A 17,432-nucleotide genomic window follows, 5' to 3' on the forward strand; every position below is an offset into this window, starting at 1 on the left:
TAGTATTTCTTTATTATATACTAAAATATTATATAATAGACTATGGTTATACAAAAAAGGTGACTATATCATTGTAAGTTTATACATACTATTTTTTATAGAACTTTTTAAATGCTAAAATATCTAATAGACATAAAAAAGCAGTCAATCTTTCACAAATAACTGCTTAACTTACTAATTTTATTTTTTACACTTCTTATTAGAGTAATAGATATTGAAAATCACACTAGCAAGTATAACTATTATAAATATTACAGCAAACGGAAGCATTTTTTTTTCATCCATTTGTCCGCTTTCTATTCTATACCCCAAAAATGACATGATGAATAACATTATAGATACAATAAAAGTAACAATGCTGGAACTTCTACATAATTTTTTTACATCATATCTAGCTTTTTCTTTATCACTCATAGTATTATAACCTGCTAATAGCATACTTGCTTTTCCATTAAATAATAATATACTTAAAATGAAAGAGGCAATTGCAATTATAACTGTGAATCCTACTGCAAACATTATAAGCACCTCCATATACTCTGATTTATCAATTTACTTATTTATTAATATTTTACCATAAACATACATTAAAATCATTTGTTTCATATCTTAATCTTATTAGATATATTATCATACTATAATTTATTTATAGTGTGGTATTAATACATAGTGCTTAGCTTGAAATTGTATTAAAAATTGTGTAACAATAATTGAACAATAATCAAGTGTAAAAAATATTATAGAATATAATTTACTATCTTTTTTAGAATTATCACATTTTAAATTTAAAAAATTTTAAAAACTTCTTATATAAATATTTGATTATAAGTATTATTCTGATAAGAAGTTTAAAAAATTTTCTAATATCTTTGCTGTTATTCCCCAAATTACATAATCTTTATATTTATAAAATAGAACAGGATAACTTCCACTTTCAAATTTATAATCTTTTTGATTTGGAATTGAACCATATGGAAGATTTTCATCAGGAAAAACTTTGACTGTATTATTATAGGTATTTGGAGGATTTTCTAAAAGATATTTTATAGGTACCAAAAAAGTATGGTCAACTTCATCCTTATTTATATTTAAATTATTGATGTTTTTTATATATCCCAAATAGGGGTGTATTATAAATTTTACAGGCGTTATAAGTAAGTCAAGACTTGCTATAACTTCTATATTGTCATTAAAAGTTCCAAGTTCCTCACATGTTTCTCTAATAACAGCTTCATAAGGAGTTTCATTAGACTCTATTTTCCCACCTGGAAAAGAAATTTCATTGGGTTGATGCTTTAAATTTTTTGAGCGAACTTCAAATAATATATGATGTATGTTATTTATTTCTACTATTGGAATTAATACAGATGCTCTTTTCATATTTTCATAACCGTTTATATATGGTTTGTAATCCTTAAATTTATTTTTAATACTGTTTATCATTTTTTCCTCCTAAAATAATATTATTAAAAAATATAGAATTAAATTCTAAAAATAACAATATATGCATAATTATGTTTATTTAATTCAAGATATAGTAATATCTATATTATTATATAATAAATCAATAAATATATATTAACAAGTATTAACAAATACTAAAATATTTAAGTTTAGTATTTGTTAATACTTGTTAATATAAAATAATTTTGTAACATTTAATTGAGAAAATATATTTTTACTTTAACTTATATTCACTTTTAATTTTTCTAATTTCATTAAGATGAATTTTACTTTAGAATTACCATCAAAAAATAAAAAAGTGAGTACTCATACAAAAGTAAAGTGGTAAGATAATCTTACCACTTTACTTTTGTATGAATAATTTATATAAACCATTTATAAATTATTCATAGAGTGAATTTTATTTTTCTAATTCTAAATACTTCTTAACAACTGACTCTGCTAAACATTTTGATGAATCAATAATATTAATTGATGGTTGTATTTTTTCTAAGACAACATTCAAATCAGTACAAGCAATCACTATATTTTCAATAGATTCAAATTTTACACTTTCTAGAAGTTCATTCCAAATATTTATATTTTGTGGATCATTCTTATCTATTTTTATGTTTTGAATAAGAGTATTTATCTTTTTTTGCCATTCTTCTTTAAATATAAATTCATGACCAGCATCTGTTATACCTTTTTGATAAATTTTAGATCCAAATGTTGAACTTGTTGAAAATAGAGTTACTTTTTGTGGAGTATCAGGTAAATCTTTAACAGTTTCCTCTACAATATTTAATAATGGAATATTAATTGATTCTTTCAATTCTTTAAAATATATATGAGCTGAATTGCATGGCATCGCAATAAAGTTTGTACCAACTGATTCAAGTTTTTTTAGACCCTTAATGATAGTTTTTTTCATAAGTTCATGATTTATTGGATGGTCAATATAAAATGGAGTAGGTAAGGAATATATCATAATTTCAGGAAATTCTTCATCGTACTTCGCGCCATACTGAGACTGACATTCATCAATAATTAAATCAACAAATGGTGCTGTTGACCTTGGACCCATACCAGCCAAAATTCCAATTAAGTTTTTGTTCATTCAAATAATCTCCTTAGGTTTTGTATAGTTTATTTTTTATATCTTAAAGTAGAAAAACAGCTTATATGAACTTGTCTTGAAGACAACTCCTTTTAAGCAATGTACATTTGTCCACAATTCTTAATTTACGCATTACCTAAAAAAGGTGAAGAAATCATATGTACTTTTTGTATTACTTAACAATTGTAGCATAATTATGAAAAAAATTGAGTATTTTTGATTTGTTTTGAAAATTATCCTATAATTATGAAAAATTATAAATATGATATTAACATATATTTAGCACTCAATTTCTATTGTAGAAGAAAATGCGACAACTGCTTGGCCAACTATCTTCACTTCAATGGGTTTTCCTTCTAATACAATTACTTTTACAACCATTCTTCCTTTACGTCCTATTGATTCACCTTGTACTGCTTCAAATACCAACTCTGAGTTATGTATAGGTACCAATTTATAGTGCACAAGATATGCTCCTAAAGGTCCATTAGCATTTCCTGTAACAGGATCCTCTGAAATACCAATTGCAGGAGCAAACATCCTCCCGTTTACTTGTAATGTTTCTATATTTTGTTTTTCATTATGTAGTGTAAAAACATAATAGCCGTTACAGCCTATTTCCTGACTTATACTTGATAGTTCAGATAAGTTTGGAGATATATTATGTAATGTTGAGAGTTTTGTAACACCAATCATAACTTTTGAATGGCCTGTAGATGCTATAGCAATAGGGCAATCTGTACGTATTTCTTCTTTTGAAATACCTAATGCATGAAATAATCTCTCTTGATACTCTTGATTCAATGGTTCTTCTACTTCAATTTTTCCTTGTGTCATAACTATATCATAATCATTGTCTTTTTGAATAATATCTACTGGTAATATTCCTGCGCCTGTTTTCTGTAAAATTCTAGTACTGTCTAGCTGATTTTCTAATGCTCGTGAGTAATGAGCAGCAATAGTAGCATGACCACATATTGGGACCTCATTAGATGGTGTAAAAAATCTGATATGTACATCATAATCCTCATTAAAGCTGTTGAATATGAAAGCTGTTTCTGAATTATTTAGTTCTCGTGCTATTTTTTGCATTTGTAATTCAGATAGGCCATCAGCGTTTGTAATTACTCCAGCTGGATTACCTGTAAATTTTTCTTTTGTAAACGAATCAACTTGATAAAGACGAAATATCTTATTCATTAAATACATTCCTTTCTAAAAGTTATAGTAATTTTTCATGTAGGAGATATTGAATAGTTGTTAACTTAAATTATGGCATTGTGATATGTTCTATAGTATAATCAAAATTATATTGCAAAGTAATATTTTAGACAAGAACGCACTTTTTTATTAGTTACTTACCATTTTGAAAGAGAGGATTAATATGAATATCAATAACAATATTGAAGAATTTCCAGACATTATAAATAGGCAGAAGGATTTTAACTGTTCAATAGGTTTTACTATGACTGTAATAGGAAGTAAATGGAGAGCAATTATTTTATGGCATGTTATAAAGCAGGAACCAATACGTTATGGCCAGTTAAAACAAGAAATTACTCATATAAGCCATAAAATATTATCGCAGGAATTGAAACATCTTGAAAGAGATGGATTGATTAAGAGAATTTCTTATCCAACTATTCCACCTAAAGTTGAATATTCTGCTACTAAGCGTGGAAAGTCATTAGAGCTTATATTATTAGAGTTATGTAATTGGGGTAAACAGTATATAAAATAAACTTAGTTGTATGTTTAATTAAAAATAAAAAAAGAAATATACTTTAATCAATTTTATATCGATGATACATTTAAAATGTAGATAAAACTAAAAAGGGTTTTCTAGAAAATAAAATCCATTTAATTATACTTACTTACCAATACCATCACTTGATGTAAACAAGATTCCACAACATTTTCACCATACTCTAGTATAAAATCGTTTAACTGCGTATCTATAAAATTACAGTAATCGTATGAACTGCATATATAGGCAGTTAGTATATGCGTACATCTATCCATTTTATTTATAAACATATATTATTTATCCCCCTAAAAAACTTTCATAAAAAACAAAAAGAAAATATCTTTTTGGCAACTGGCTGACATAACTTATTTTATAAGTGTTAGTCCCTATAGCTTTGCGTCACTAAATTTCTCTAGTTTTGCCTGTTTAGTTTTATTCTACGATTATAATATTACAGGAAAACGTTTTATTTTTCAATATATAAACTAAAAAAATTAAATATAAAAGTTATTTTGCCCTTTAAAAATAAAACATACAAGTAAATTATGCAATAAAGCTTGTTGTCTAAAAGGAACTGTAGATTTATATTATTAATTTATTTGAATTATATTGATGAAGTAGCACAAAATTAATCAATAAGAAGTGGTCAATATATTAAAAAGAGTATATATAATCAATATATGTGTATAAAAATATATTATATTAAAAATAATAATATCAAGAGAATAAAGTTATAGTAAATAAAAGGGGGTTATTAAAATTTTAAAAAAAATTAGTGGGGATAAAGACAATAAATCATAAAATATTATATAGTTTTGTAAATTTTAATACAGATAAAATATATAATATAAATAAAAAATTTGTTAAAATATGATAAGTGTAGTATAATCAAGTAGAAAAGATATAATATATTTCGGGGAGCTAATATGCTGAGAGGAGATTTTATCTCGACCCTTTGAACCTGTTTGGATAATGCCAGTGTAGGGAGACCAGTAAAGATAAAAATAAGTCTTATCCTATTTTGGATAAGGCTTTTATTTTATTTAAATATACTATGTTTTTATCTATAAAATATTTTAACAAAAAACAAAATATACCTAGTAGGTATTAATTATTTTAAAAGGAGTGATTTAAATGGTAATTGCAGACATAGCAGTAATGCCACTAAGACCTTATAAAGGTGAAGAAGAAATGTATAAAGTAGTAGATGCTTGTATAGCAGAAATTGAAAATAGTGGTCTTAAATGTGAAATAGGAGCAATGAGTACTACTGTTGAAGGTGATTTTGATGAAGTTTTTGAACTACTAAAAAAAGTACATAAAATCCCTTTTAATCTTGGATGTGAAAGAGTTATAACAGTAGCTAGAGTAGATGAAAAAGCTGGGGGTTTAACTATAGATGAGAAACTTAGAAATCATAGATAAAGTCAAAAATAGTATATACCCAATAGCAACATTTTTGTTTATACTTATTTTTTGGCAATCTGTGGTAGAAGTTTTAAAGGTTCCTCAATATATACTACCTACACCAATAGATATAATTAATGTATTTTTTAAAGATTATCAAAATTTATCTATGCATGCCATGGTTACTATAGGGGAAGCAATATTTGGATTTATAGTTGCAATAATAATATCTTTAATAATTGGAATATTAATGGATTTTGTATTGATAATAAAAAAATGTCTTTATCCTATTATGTTAGTGACTCAAATGATACCTACAATAATAATAGCTCCACTTTTTATGATTTGGTTTGGATTTGGAACAATGCCAAAAATATTGATGGTAATGCTTACTTGTTTTTTTCCTATATTAATAAGTTTTGTAGATGGTATTGAGAATATTGATAAAGATTATTTAAATTTGTTTAAGACTATGAATTCAAATAAGATTAATACTTTTATTCATCTTAAATTTCCTATGTCAATGGATAAATTTTTTTCTGGACTTAAAATATCTGCTACTTATGCTGTAATGGCAGCAACTGTTGCAGAGTGGTTAGGTGGAACAAAAGGTCTTGGTGTTTATATGCTAAGGTCAAAAAGTGCATATGCACTTGATAAAGTATTTGCATCTACTATATTAGTAGTTATATTTAGTTTAATATTTGTAGGAATTGTACAAGCTATAAAAAAAGTTGTTATAAAACATAGATTAGAAGATTAAATGCATTTGAGGGAGGATATTATGAATTTCAAAAAATTAGGAATATTAGGTTTGGTAAGTGCTCTTACATTAGCAACAATAACTGGATGTTCTTCTGGAAATAATAGTGATAAAGATAAAAAAAATAGTAAAGATACTTCTTCTAAAAAAGTGACTGTTGTACTTGATTGGACACCAAATACGAATCATACTGGATTATTTGTGGCACTTGATAAAGGTTACTATAAAGAAGAAGGTTTGGATGTTGAAATAGTACAACCACCTGAAAGTGGAGCTGAAACTTTAGTTGCAACAGGAAAAGCTGACTTTGGTATAAGCTATCAAGAGCAAGTTACTTATGCAAAAACTAGTGAAGACCCACTTCCAATAAAAGCTGTAGCTACTGTTATACAACATAATACTTCTGGATTTGCATCTCCAAAAGAAAAAAATATAACTACAGCAAAAGATTTTGAAGGAAAAACTTATGGAGGTTGGGGTTCTCCATCAGAAGAAGCTGTTTTTAAAGCAGTTATGAAGAAAAATGGAGCTGACTTTAATAAATTAAAAATAGTTAATACTGGTCAAGATGATTTCTTTGCAGCTATGAAAACTGTAGATTTCGCATGGATATTTGAAGGTTGGGATGTAGTTAAAGCTAGTTTAATTGATTATGATTTAAACTTTATACCAGTAAAAGACTTAGATGAAAGATTGGACTATTATACACCACTTATAATTTCTAATGAAACTGTACTTAAGGACAACCCAGAACTTGCTAAAAAATTCTTAAAAGCTACAACAAAAGGTTATGAGTATGCAATAAAAAATCCTGAAGATGCTGCAAAAATTTTAGTAAAACATGCTCCTGAAGTAGACGAAAAATTAGCAATAAAGAGTCAAGAGTATTTAGCAGGTAAATATAAAGATGATGCACCAAGATGGGGAGAAATGAAAGATAGTGTATGGAATAACTATACATCATTCTTAAAAGAATATAAATTAATAGACAAGGATATGAAGGCAAGTGATGCTTACACAAATGAATTCTTACCACAATAAAAAGGCAAAAGTATCTATAGAAAATGTATCAAAGACATATAAAGATGTAGATGTTTTAAAAGATATAAGTATTGATGTTTATGAAGGCGAATTTGTTTCTATATTAGGACCAAGTGGATGTGGAAAAAGTACTATCTTTAACATTATAACTCAATTGACAGACTACAACAGTGGTATGGTAAACATAAATGGTAATTATAGTTATATGTATCAAAAAGATTTACTTTTACCATATAAAACTATAATAGATAATGTATCTCTTCCATTGGTACTAAAAAAAGAAAAAAAGAGCAAAGCTAGGTCTATGGTAAAACACTATTTTGAGGTTTTTGGTTTGGAAGGATATGAGTATAAATATCCAGCAGAACTTTCTGGAGGTATGAGACAAAGAGCTAATTTTTTAAGAACTTTTATAAATTCTAATGACATAATGCTTTTAGATGAACCTTTTGGTGCACTCGATTCATTGACTAAAACATCTATGCAAAAATGGCTTTTAGAAGTTAAGAAAAAAGTAAACTCAACGATACTTCTTATAACTCATGATATTGATGAAGCTATAATGTTATCAAATAGAATTTATGTTATCTCAAAAAAACCATCAGTAGTAAAAAAAGAATTTATCATAGATAATAAAAATATAAATGAAGATAATCTTGAAAATGTTATTAAACTAAAAAAAGAGATAATATCTTTATTATAAAATTCTATATGTTTTTACTTAGTGATTATTAAACTTAACAATCCAAAGTGCAATTAGCATTTTGGATTGTTTTTTAGTTATACGTCAAAATTTTATATATTATGTTAATAATAATCAGCTACTATGATATAATATTTAATTAGAAAAGAAGGAGGTTTAATAATGCAAATAGATATGAATAAATTAACTCCTATGATGAAACAGTATCTTGAAGTAAAAAATAGGTATAAAGATTGTATATTGTTTTTTAGATTGGGAGATTTTTATGAAATGTTTTTTGAAGATGCATTAGTAGCTTCAAAAGCTCTTGAAATAGCATTAACAGGGAAAGCCTGTGGTTTAGAAGAACGTGCTCCTATGTGTGGAGTGCCATTTCACTCAGCCAATTCATATATATCGAAGTTAGTAGAAAATGGATATAAAGTAGCAATAGGTGAACAAATGGAAGACCCATCTACTGCAAAAGGAATTGTTAGAAGAGAGGTAATAAGAGTTATTACTCCTGGAACAGTTCTAGATGGAAATTTACTTGAAAATAAAAAGAATAATTATTTGTTATCTTTATATAAAGATGGGACAAATATAGGTTTAACTTATGTAGATATAAGTACAGGAGAAACTAATGCAACATATCTAAATGAAGATAAGGTAATCGAAGAGATTGCAAAAATTCATCCTACAGAAATAATTGTAAATGACTTGGATTTTATAGAAAAACTTAGAGATATAGCTACTGTAAGCAACATATACATAAATGAAAGTTTTAGTGACAACTATTTAGATATAAATATATTAAAAGAGTATTTTCCAGATGTTTATCTACAAAAACTAAAGTTTGATGATGAAGGTCTTATAAAATCAAGTTTATCAATTCTTCTAAATTATATATATAACACTCAAAAGCAGATAACATCCAATATTAATAATATAAATATATACAATTCATCGGAGTACATGGTCTTAGATATGTTTACTAGAACTAATTTAGAACTTACTCAGACTATAAGAGGAAATAAAAAGAAAGGTTCACTATTGCATGTTTTAGATAAAACATCTACTGCAATGGGAGGAAGGCTTTTAAGAAAATATGTAGAAGAACCTCTGATAAATAAATCTAAAATTGAAAATAGATTAAATGTAATAGAAGAAATAAAAGATGATTTTATACTAAGAGAAGACTTAAATGATATACTTAAAAATATATATGATATAGAAAGAATATGTGGGAAAATAGCATTTGAAAGAGTAACACCAAAAGAATTAGTTCACTTAAAAAATTCAGTAGAAAAATTACCAAATCTAAAAGATACAATAGACTTATCAAATGCAAATAGGTTAAAAGAGTATGTATCAGAAATGGACAAATTGGATGATATATATAGTTTGATAGATGAAGCCATTTTGGAAGAACCTACAATAACTATAAAAGATGGTAATATAATTAAATCTGATTTTAGTGATGAACTTAAAGAATTGAGAGATATTTCTAAAAATGGTGCTTTTCTTGTAAAAGAAATAGAAAACAGAGAAAGAGAAAAAACAGGAGTTAAATCATTAAAAATAGGATTTAATAAAGTATTTGGATATTATATAGAAATAACAAAGGCTAATTTTAAACAAGCAAAACTAGATGAGACATACATAAGAAAACAGACACTTAGCAATGCAGAGAGATATATAACTCCAGAGTTAAAAGAAATAGAAGAAAAGATACTACATGCTGAAGAGAAAATTAAATCTCTAGAATATGAGATATTTGTAAGTATAAGAGATACTATATATAAAAATATAGATAGAATACAAAAAGTAGCTAAGATTATAGCTAATATAGATGTTTTCGTATCTTTGGCAACTGTTGCTCACATGAATAACTACATAAAGCCACAGATAAACGAAAACAATAAACTTGATATAAGAAATGGTAGACATCCAGTTGTTGAAAATATAGTAGGTGAAGAAAATTTTGTTCCAAATGATACATATTTAAACAGAGGAGAAAACATCATTAACATAATAACTGGTCCTAATATGTCTGGTAAATCAACATATATGAGACAAACTGCTATAATAGCACTTATGGCACATATAGGTTCTTTTGTTCCAGCAGAATATGCTAATGTACCAATATTAGATAGAATATTTACAAGAGTAGGGGCTAGTGATGATTTATCTCAAGGACAATCTACTTTTATGGTAGAGATGAATGAAGTATCTCTTATATTAAAAAATGCTACTGAAAGAAGCTTAGTTATTTTAGATGAAATAGGACGTGGAACTAGTACTTATGATGGTATAAGTTTAGCATGGTCAATAGTAGAATATATTCAAAAGAATATTAGATGTAAGACACTATTTGCAACACATTATCATGAACTTACTGATTTAGAAGAAGAATTTAAAGAGGTTAAAAATTATTCAATAGCAGTTAAAGAAGATGGAGAGGGAATAATATTTTTAAGAAAAATAATTCCTCAAGGTGCAGATAAGAGTTATGGAATTTATGTTGCTAAATTAGCTAAATTGCCAGATGAAGTTATAGATAGAGCAAAATATATACTTAAGGATTTGGAAAAAAATCATGTTTATAACAGTGTCGCAATAAATGGAGATAAAGAAAAAACTACTGTGATTAATAATGATTTAGATGAAGAACTACTTAAGGTAAATGAGAGCAATTTTAAAAACAAATATGAATCTCTAAAAATAGAGCATGAGCTTATAGTAAAAGACTATAAACACATGAAAAAGGATTATGATAAACTAAATTCTAAATTTAAAACATTAAACGATGAAGTTATTTCAATTAAGAAAAAGGATAGTAAAGAAGAAATTGATAAAGAAGATTCTGTAAAGGAAGTGGCACTAACTCAAATATCTTTTGATAGTGTAAAGAGAGATATATTGTCAGAAGAAATTTTAAACTTAGATATTTTAAATATGACTCCATTAGATGCTATAAATTCTCTTTACAGTCTTCAAAAAAAAGCAAAAGAAATAAAGTCTTAGAGGTGTAAACATGAAAAATATAATTAACATCCTAGATGATTTGACTATAAATAAAATAGCAGCAGGAGAAGTAGTAGAAAGACCAGCTTCTGTAGTAAAAGAACTAATTGAGAATTCTATTGATGCAGGTGCAAATAAGATTTCCATAGATATCATTGATGGAGGAAAAACTTTAATTAAAATCACAGATAATGGAATAGGAATACCTTCAAGTGAAGTTGAAAAATCATTTTTAAGACATGCTACTAGTAAAATTAAAAAAATTGATGATTTATATGATTTGTACTCTCTTGGATTTAGAGGAGAAGCATTGGCATCTATTTCAGCTATATCAAAATTAGAAATGACTACTAAAACCAAGGATGAAATGATTGGAACAAAAATATTTGTAGAAGGTGGAAAAATAGTCTCAAAGGAGCCAATTGGTTCTACTAATGGAACAACAATCATTATAAAAGAGATTTTCTTTAATACACCAGCAAGACAGAAATTTTTGAAATCTACTCATGCAGAAACTATAAACATAAGTGATTTGATAAATAAGCTTGCAATAGGCAATCCTAATGTCCAATTTAAATATACAAATAATAATAAGCAAATGTTAAATACTCCAGGTGATGGAAAGCTTATAAACACTATTAGAAGTATATATGGAAAAGAAATAACAGAAAATCTAATAAATATAGAATTTAAATGCAATCACTTTAAAATTGATGGATATATAGGAAATAATAACATCTATCGTTCTAATAAAAATTTGCAACATATCTATATAAATAAAAGGTTTGTAAAAAGTAAAATAATTATAGATGCAATAACTGAAAGTTATAAATCTATAATTCCAATAGGTAAACATGCTGTTTGTTTCTTAAATATAGAAGTAGACCCAGCATGTATTGACGTAAATATACATCCTAACAAGCTGGAAGTTAAATTTGAAAAAGAGCAGGAAGTGTATATAGAACTAAGAGATTTTTTAAAAGTAAAATTAATACATTCTAACCTTATTGGAAAGTATGCTACGTATAATGATAAGAAAACACAGCCTCGAATTGCTATTAATAATAGAGAAAAAAGTATAGATTATGAATTTAAAAATAATAATTTCATTGAAGCTAATTCAAAAAATAATACTACAAATAAGGAGAAAAATGAATTTATTGAAGTTGTAAGTTTATCAAGTGAAAAACCAATAGATGAATTTCCTTCTGTAAGTGAAGTTTTAAATGCAAGTATAGAAAATGAATTAAAAAATACTAGCTATTTAGGAGAAGAGGTTGTAAATGACAATATACAAGAAGAATTTCAAGTTGATAGACCTAAACAAATTGATAGCTTTAAAAATGAAGATAGTAATTATTTAGAAAAAAGTATTAAAGATGGTGAAGAAGAGTATTTAACTAATTCAAAACTAAAATTTTCTTTATATGGATATTCTGTAATTGGAGTCGTATTTAATACTTATATAATTCTAAGTAAAGATGATTCTATGTATTTGCTAGACCAACATGCTGCACATGAAAGAATTTTATATGAGAGATATATGGATAAGTTCTATAGACAAGATATAAATATGCAAATACTTTTAGACCCAGTAATTCTTGAAGTATCAAATGTAGATATGCTTCAAATTGAAAATCATTTAGAGTTATTTATGAAATTTGGTTTTGAATTAGAAGTTTTTGGCAACAATCATGTAATGATAAGATGTGTTCCAACTATATTTGGAATTCCAGAAACTGAAAAGTTTATACTTCAAATAATTGATAATATAGATGAGATTACAAGTAATTATGATTTAAAAGGTGAGAGATTTGCATCTATGGCATGTAGGTCTGCTATAAAAGCAAATGATAAAATATATGATATTGAGATAAAAAGCTTATTAGAACAATTAGAAAATTGCGAGAATCCATTTACGTGTCCTCATGGTAGACCTATAATGGTTGAAATTTCTAAGACCGAAATAGAAAAAATGTTTAAAAGAATTATGTAAAATATTTTGGATAGTTAAAATATAATGGAAAGGAATGTTATGAAAAAAATACCACTTATAATACTTACAGGTCCAACTGCTGTTGGAAAGACTGATTTGTCAATAAAATTAGCAAAAGATATGGATGCAGAGATAATCTCAGCAGATTCTATGCAAATATATAAATATATGGATATTGGAAGTGCAAAAGTTACTTCAGAGGAAATGCAAGGAGTAAAGCATTATCTTATAGATGAGGTCAAACCTGACTATCCATTTTCAGTTTCAGAATTTCAACAAAGGGCAAAAAAATATATATCTGAAATAAATCAAAAGGGAAAGTGTGTTTTAGTTACTGGAGGAACAGGTCTTTATCTGAATTCTTTAATATACAATATGGATTTTGCAAAATCTGATGCCAACAATGAACTAAGAGAAGAACTTCAAAAACAACTTCTTGAGAATGGGATAGATTACATGCATGATAGATTAAAATCACTTGATGAAGAAGCTGCTGATAGAATTCATAAAAACAATACAAAGAGAGTTATAAGAGCACTTGAAGTTTGTCTAAGTGGCAAGAAAATGAATGACTTTTCAAGTGACTTAAAATTTAATAACGATTATCAACCTATAATAATAGTTTTGAATAGAGATAGAGAGCATTTGTATGAAAGAATAAATATGAGAGTTGATATCATGCTAGAGAGTGGTTTGGTTGAAGAAGTTAAAAAACTCCTAAATATGGGATTTAAAAAAGATATGATATCAATGCAAGGTATAGGATACAAAGAAATATTGAAGTATTTAGATGGAGAATATACATATGAAGAAGCCCTTGAAATAATAAAAAGAGATTCTAGAAGGTATGCAAAACGTCAGATAACTTGGTTTAAAAGATATGAAACGGCTAAATGGTTTGATTTGGATAAATATGAAGATATAGATTTATTAAAAAATGAAATAATTATGTATATTAAAAATTCTATAAAATAATATATATAAATTTTTAAGTATACAACTTCATATTGAAAATTTACCATAACTTATATAGAATATAAGATAGGAATATTTTAGATGTTCAATTTAATCTTGGGAGGGTACAAATCTAATGAAAAATACAGTTTTAAATTTACAAGATTTGTTTTTAAATAATGCTAGGAAAGAAAGGATACCTGTTACTATATATTTAGTCAATGGAGTACAAGTTAAAGGGCTTGTAAAAGGATTTGACAGTTATATAATATTGATAGAAGGGGATAATAGACAACAAAACATGATTTATAAACATGCTGTTTCGACTATACAACCTGGTAAATATATTAATTTAACTAATCAAAATCAAAATAATAACAACAACAACAATAACAATAGATAACTAATTTAATTTAAGATAATTAAAAAGGAGACTTATGCTAACTTATAAACTATAATTTATTTGTTTTAGTAAAATAGTCTCCTTTGATACGTTTAAATAAAATAACAAAGAGACAGGTGATAAAATGCTTAATGAGACAAAAGAATTACTGAAAGATTACTATGGGATAGATGATGATACTTTTAAACTATCACAAGAAATAATGGAAGATATAAAATATAAGTTTGAAGAAATAAAAGAAATAAGAGAATATAATCAATATAAAGTTTTAAAGGCTATGCAAGAATCTAAATTAAGTGACATGCATTTTAATTGGACTACAGGATATGGATATAATGATATTGGACGTGAAAAAATAGAGGAAATTTATTCGAAAGTTTTTAATACGGAGGATGCTCTTGTAAGACCAATAATTGTAAATGGAACACATGCACTCACTTTATGTATACAAGGAATAGTCAGACCAGGAGATGAAATTCTATCTGTTACTGGAAGACCATATGATACTTTAGAGGGTGTTATAGGTATAAGAGAAGAAAAGGGTTCTTTAAAAGAATATGGTGTTACATATGATGATGTAGACTTTTTAGAAGATGGAAATTTAGATTTAGAAGGAATTAAAAGAAAAATAAATGATAAAACTAAACTTGTTATGATACAAAGGTCAAAAGGATATTCTTGGAGAAAATCACTTTCAATTAGTGATATAAAAGAAGCCGTTGATGTAATAAAGTCTGTTAAACCAGAAGTTATAGTAATGGTTGATAACTGTTATGGTGAGTTTCTAGATACTAAAGAGCCAACTGATGTTGGAGTAGATGTTATGGCGGGTTCTCTAATAAAAAATCCTGGAGGTGGACTTGCATTAACAGGTGGGTATATAGCTGGTAGAAAAGATTTAATTGAACTTATATCATATAGAATGACTTCTCCTGGAATAGGTAAAGAATGTGGTCTTACTTTTGGAACTACTAGAAATGTTCTTCAAGGATTTTTCCTAGCACCATATGTAGTGTCTCAAGCTGTAATGGGCGCTATATTTTGTTCAAGAGCTTTTGAAAAATTAGGATATGATGTATTGCCAAAATATGATGATTTAAGAAGTGATATTATTCAGTGTATTAGACTTAATAATGCTGATGAAGTCATAAATTTTTGTCAAGGAATACAAGAAGCTGCTCCAGTTGATTCTTATGTTAAACCTGTACCTTGGGATATGCCTGGATATGAAAGTGAAGTTATAATGGCAGCAGGAGCATTTATACAAGGTTCTTCTATAGAATTAAGTGCAGATGCTCCAATAAGACCTCCTTATAATGTTTATTTCCAAGGAGGGCTTACATTTGACCATTCTAAAATGGGTACTTTAAAAGCAATTGAATTTATAAAAAAACTAAAAAAGTAAGCATATTTTTCTTTTAAAAGGTCAAAATATTTACTAGTATATTATGATGAGAATTGAAGGGTGATAATTATGAAAGAGCAAATTAAAGAAAAAGTAAGTTCCCTACAAGAGGAAATGATTTCTTCAATACAAGAAAGTGTAAAAATACCTAGCGTTATATCTGATCCAACTGAAAATTTACCATTTGGAGAAAATATAGATAAGGCTTTGAGAGGTATTTTAGACTTATGTAACTCTTTAGGGTTTAAAACAGTATATAAAGATGGATATTATGGTTATGCAGAAATAGGACAAGGTGAAAAAATGATAGGTATACTTGGTCATGTTGATGTAGTTCCAGAAGGAGACCTAGAAAGCTGGAATTATCCTCCATTTGAAGGTATTTTAGAAGATGGTAAATTATATGGAAGAGGAACACAAGATGATAAAGGTCCTACAATATCAGCAATTTATGCAGTAAAAGCTCTTATGGATTTAAATATAGATTTAAATAAGAGAATAAGATTCATTTTTGGAGCTGATGAAGAAAATCTTTGGAGATGTATAAATAAATACAAAGAAAATAATGAAGAAGTACCAGACTATGGATTTACTCCTGATTCTAGATTCCCAATAACAAATGCAGAAAAAGGTCTTTTACAAGTTCATTTAACATGTAAGAGTAAAAGTGATATAGAATTATCGGTTGGGAAGGCTTTAAATGCAGTTCCAGGAAAAGCTGTTTATATTGGAAAATATTCTGATAAGTTAAAAAAAGAATTAGATAAATTAGGTTTTGAATACACTGTTGAAGGCAATAAAATATGTATAATAGGAAAAAGTGTTCATTCAGCAGCTAGTGATACTGGTATAAATGCAGTAGCTAGACTTTGTATAGCTCTTAATAATATAGGAATAGATTCTAATATAATTAAGTTTTTAGCAGAAGTTATTGGTGAAGATGCTAATGGAAACAATATAGTTCCCAATTGCAAGGATGATGTATCAGGCAAATTAACAGTAAATATAGGTAAAGTAACTATCGATAGTAAAAAAGAATTTGCTGGAATTGATATAAGAATTCCTGTAACATATAAAAAAGATGACTTTGTAAAAGAACTAAAGAAAATAACAGATAAATATAATTTAGATTATAAAGAATATGATTTCTTGGATTCAATATATGTTCCAGAAGATACACTTCTTGTTAAAACATTGAGAAAAGTATATGAAGAGGAAACTGGTCTTGATGGAACACCTCTTTCATCTGGAGGAGCAACTTATGCAAGAGCTTTAGACAATTGTGTTGCTTTTGGAGCTATTTTCCCAGGAAAACCAGAAACTGAGCATCAAGCTAATGAACATTTGATAGTAGAGGATATTGTAAAAGCTGCTCAAATATATGCTCTTTCTATTTATGAATTATTAAAGATTTAAATATAAATATAAGGCTGTCTTGTAATAG

The 17,432-nt window shown here is 26.8% G+C and carries 16 protein-coding genes and 2 riboswitches; of the genes, 11 read left to right on the forward strand and 5 right to left on the reverse strand.

What is annotated here, in order from left to right; genetic code table 11:
* Positions 1-180: 180 nt before the first annotated feature.
* From KGF50_RS09670 to KGF50_RS09685, 4 genes are all read right to left on the reverse strand, one after another.
* Entirely contained in the window at positions 181-519 is a 339-nt protein-coding gene (locus tag KGF50_RS09670) for a DUF3784 domain-containing protein (RefSeq protein WP_227847854.1), read from the reverse strand.
* Between the two features lie 312 nt (positions 520-831).
* Entirely contained in the window at positions 832-1,443 is a 612-nt protein-coding gene (locus KGF50_RS09675) for an NUDIX hydrolase (RefSeq protein WP_227847855.1), read from the reverse strand.
* A 421-nt stretch (positions 1,444-1,864) separates the two neighbouring features.
* Complete coding sequence (locus tag KGF50_RS09680; RefSeq protein ID WP_227847856.1) at positions 1,865-2,563, reverse strand: amino acid racemase; 699 nt, start codon at positions 2,561-2,563, stop codon at positions 1,865-1,867.
* A 279-nt stretch (positions 2,564-2,842) separates the two neighbouring features.
* Positions 2,843-3,763, reverse strand: coding sequence for a PhzF family isomerase (locus KGF50_RS09685; protein WP_227847857.1), 921 nt, complete (start codon positions 3,761-3,763; stop codon positions 2,843-2,845).
* Between the two features lie 184 nt (positions 3,764-3,947).
* On the opposite strand from KGF50_RS09685, the gene KGF50_RS09690 reads away from it, so the two are divergent.
* Positions 3,948-4,304: a winged helix-turn-helix transcriptional regulator gene (locus KGF50_RS09690; protein ID WP_227847858.1), complete on the forward strand. Its 357-nt coding sequence runs from the start codon at positions 3,948-3,950 to the stop codon at positions 4,302-4,304.
* Positions 4,305-4,423: 119 nt separating this feature from the next.
* On the opposite strand, the gene KGF50_RS09695 is transcribed toward KGF50_RS09690, so the two are convergent.
* Positions 4,424-4,585 (reverse strand): hypothetical protein, encoded by a 162-nt coding sequence (locus KGF50_RS09695; RefSeq protein ID WP_227847859.1) that lies wholly within the window; start codon positions 4,583-4,585, stop codon positions 4,424-4,426.
* 68 nt (positions 4,586-4,653) lie between these two features.
* Positions 4,654-4,743, reverse strand: a riboswitch (cyclic di-GMP riboswitch).
* A 471-nt stretch (positions 4,744-5,214) separates the two neighbouring features.
* Positions 5,215-5,314: riboswitch (TPP riboswitch) on the forward strand.
* Positions 5,315-5,444: 130 nt separating this feature from the next.
* Between KGF50_RS09695 and KGF50_RS09700 the strand changes: the two genes are divergently transcribed.
* The 10 genes from KGF50_RS09700 (at position 5,445) to KGF50_RS09745 (ending at position 17,404) form a co-directional block, all read left to right on the forward strand.
* The gene (locus tag KGF50_RS09700) at positions 5,445-5,735 is read left to right on the forward strand and encodes an MTH1187 family thiamine-binding protein (RefSeq protein WP_227828002.1); all 291 of its coding nucleotides are present in this window, start codon (positions 5,445-5,447) and stop codon (positions 5,733-5,735) included.
* On the forward strand, positions 5,710-6,480 hold the full coding sequence (locus KGF50_RS09705) for an ABC transporter permease (protein ID WP_227847860.1): 771 nt from the start codon (positions 5,710-5,712) through the stop codon (positions 6,478-6,480). Before KGF50_RS09700 ends, KGF50_RS09705 begins: the two co-directional genes overlap by 26 nt.
* A gap of 21 nt (positions 6,481-6,501) precedes the next feature.
* A complete protein-coding gene (locus tag KGF50_RS09710; protein WP_227847861.1) occupies positions 6,502-7,521 on the forward strand; it encodes an ABC transporter substrate-binding protein in 1,020 nt (339 codons plus the stop codon).
* On the forward strand, positions 7,490-8,224 hold the full coding sequence (locus KGF50_RS09715; protein ID WP_227847862.1) for an ABC transporter ATP-binding protein: 735 nt from the start codon (positions 7,490-7,492) through the stop codon (positions 8,222-8,224). The genes KGF50_RS09710 and KGF50_RS09715 overlap by 32 nt, the downstream gene beginning before the upstream one ends.
* A gap of 162 nt (positions 8,225-8,386) precedes the next feature.
* Positions 8,387-11,230 (forward strand): DNA mismatch repair protein MutS, encoded by a 2,844-nt coding sequence (gene mutS, locus KGF50_RS09720; RefSeq protein WP_227847863.1) that lies wholly within the window; start codon positions 8,387-8,389, stop codon positions 11,228-11,230.
* A gap of 10 nt (positions 11,231-11,240) precedes the next feature.
* Positions 11,241-13,226 (forward strand): DNA mismatch repair endonuclease MutL, encoded by a 1,986-nt coding sequence (gene mutL, locus KGF50_RS09725; RefSeq protein ID WP_227847864.1) that lies wholly within the window; start codon positions 11,241-11,243, stop codon positions 13,224-13,226.
* Between the two features lie 39 nt (positions 13,227-13,265).
* On the forward strand, positions 13,266-14,201 hold the full coding sequence (gene miaA / locus KGF50_RS09730) for a tRNA (adenosine(37)-N6)-dimethylallyltransferase MiaA (protein WP_227847865.1): 936 nt from the start codon (positions 13,266-13,268) through the stop codon (positions 14,199-14,201).
* Between the two features lie 115 nt (positions 14,202-14,316).
* Complete coding sequence (gene hfq / locus KGF50_RS09735; RefSeq protein WP_227847866.1) at positions 14,317-14,583, forward strand: RNA chaperone Hfq; 267 nt, start codon at positions 14,317-14,319, stop codon at positions 14,581-14,583.
* 124 nt (positions 14,584-14,707) lie between these two features.
* Positions 14,708-15,988 (forward strand): aminotransferase class I/II-fold pyridoxal phosphate-dependent enzyme, encoded by a 1,281-nt coding sequence (locus KGF50_RS09740; RefSeq protein ID WP_227847867.1) that lies wholly within the window; start codon positions 14,708-14,710, stop codon positions 15,986-15,988.
* Positions 15,989-16,057: 69 nt separating this feature from the next.
* Positions 16,058-17,404, forward strand: a complete 1,347-nt coding sequence (locus tag KGF50_RS09745; protein ID WP_227847868.1) for a M20 family metallopeptidase — start codon at positions 16,058-16,060, stop codon at positions 17,402-17,404.
* The last annotated feature ends 28 nt before the right edge of the window (positions 17,405-17,432 follow it).

This window comes from Clostridioides sp. ZZV15-6598 (assembly GCF_020657705.1).
In the GTDB taxonomy this organism is placed as follows: Bacteria; Bacillota; Clostridia; order Peptostreptococcales; family Peptostreptococcaceae; genus Clostridioides; species Clostridioides difficile_F.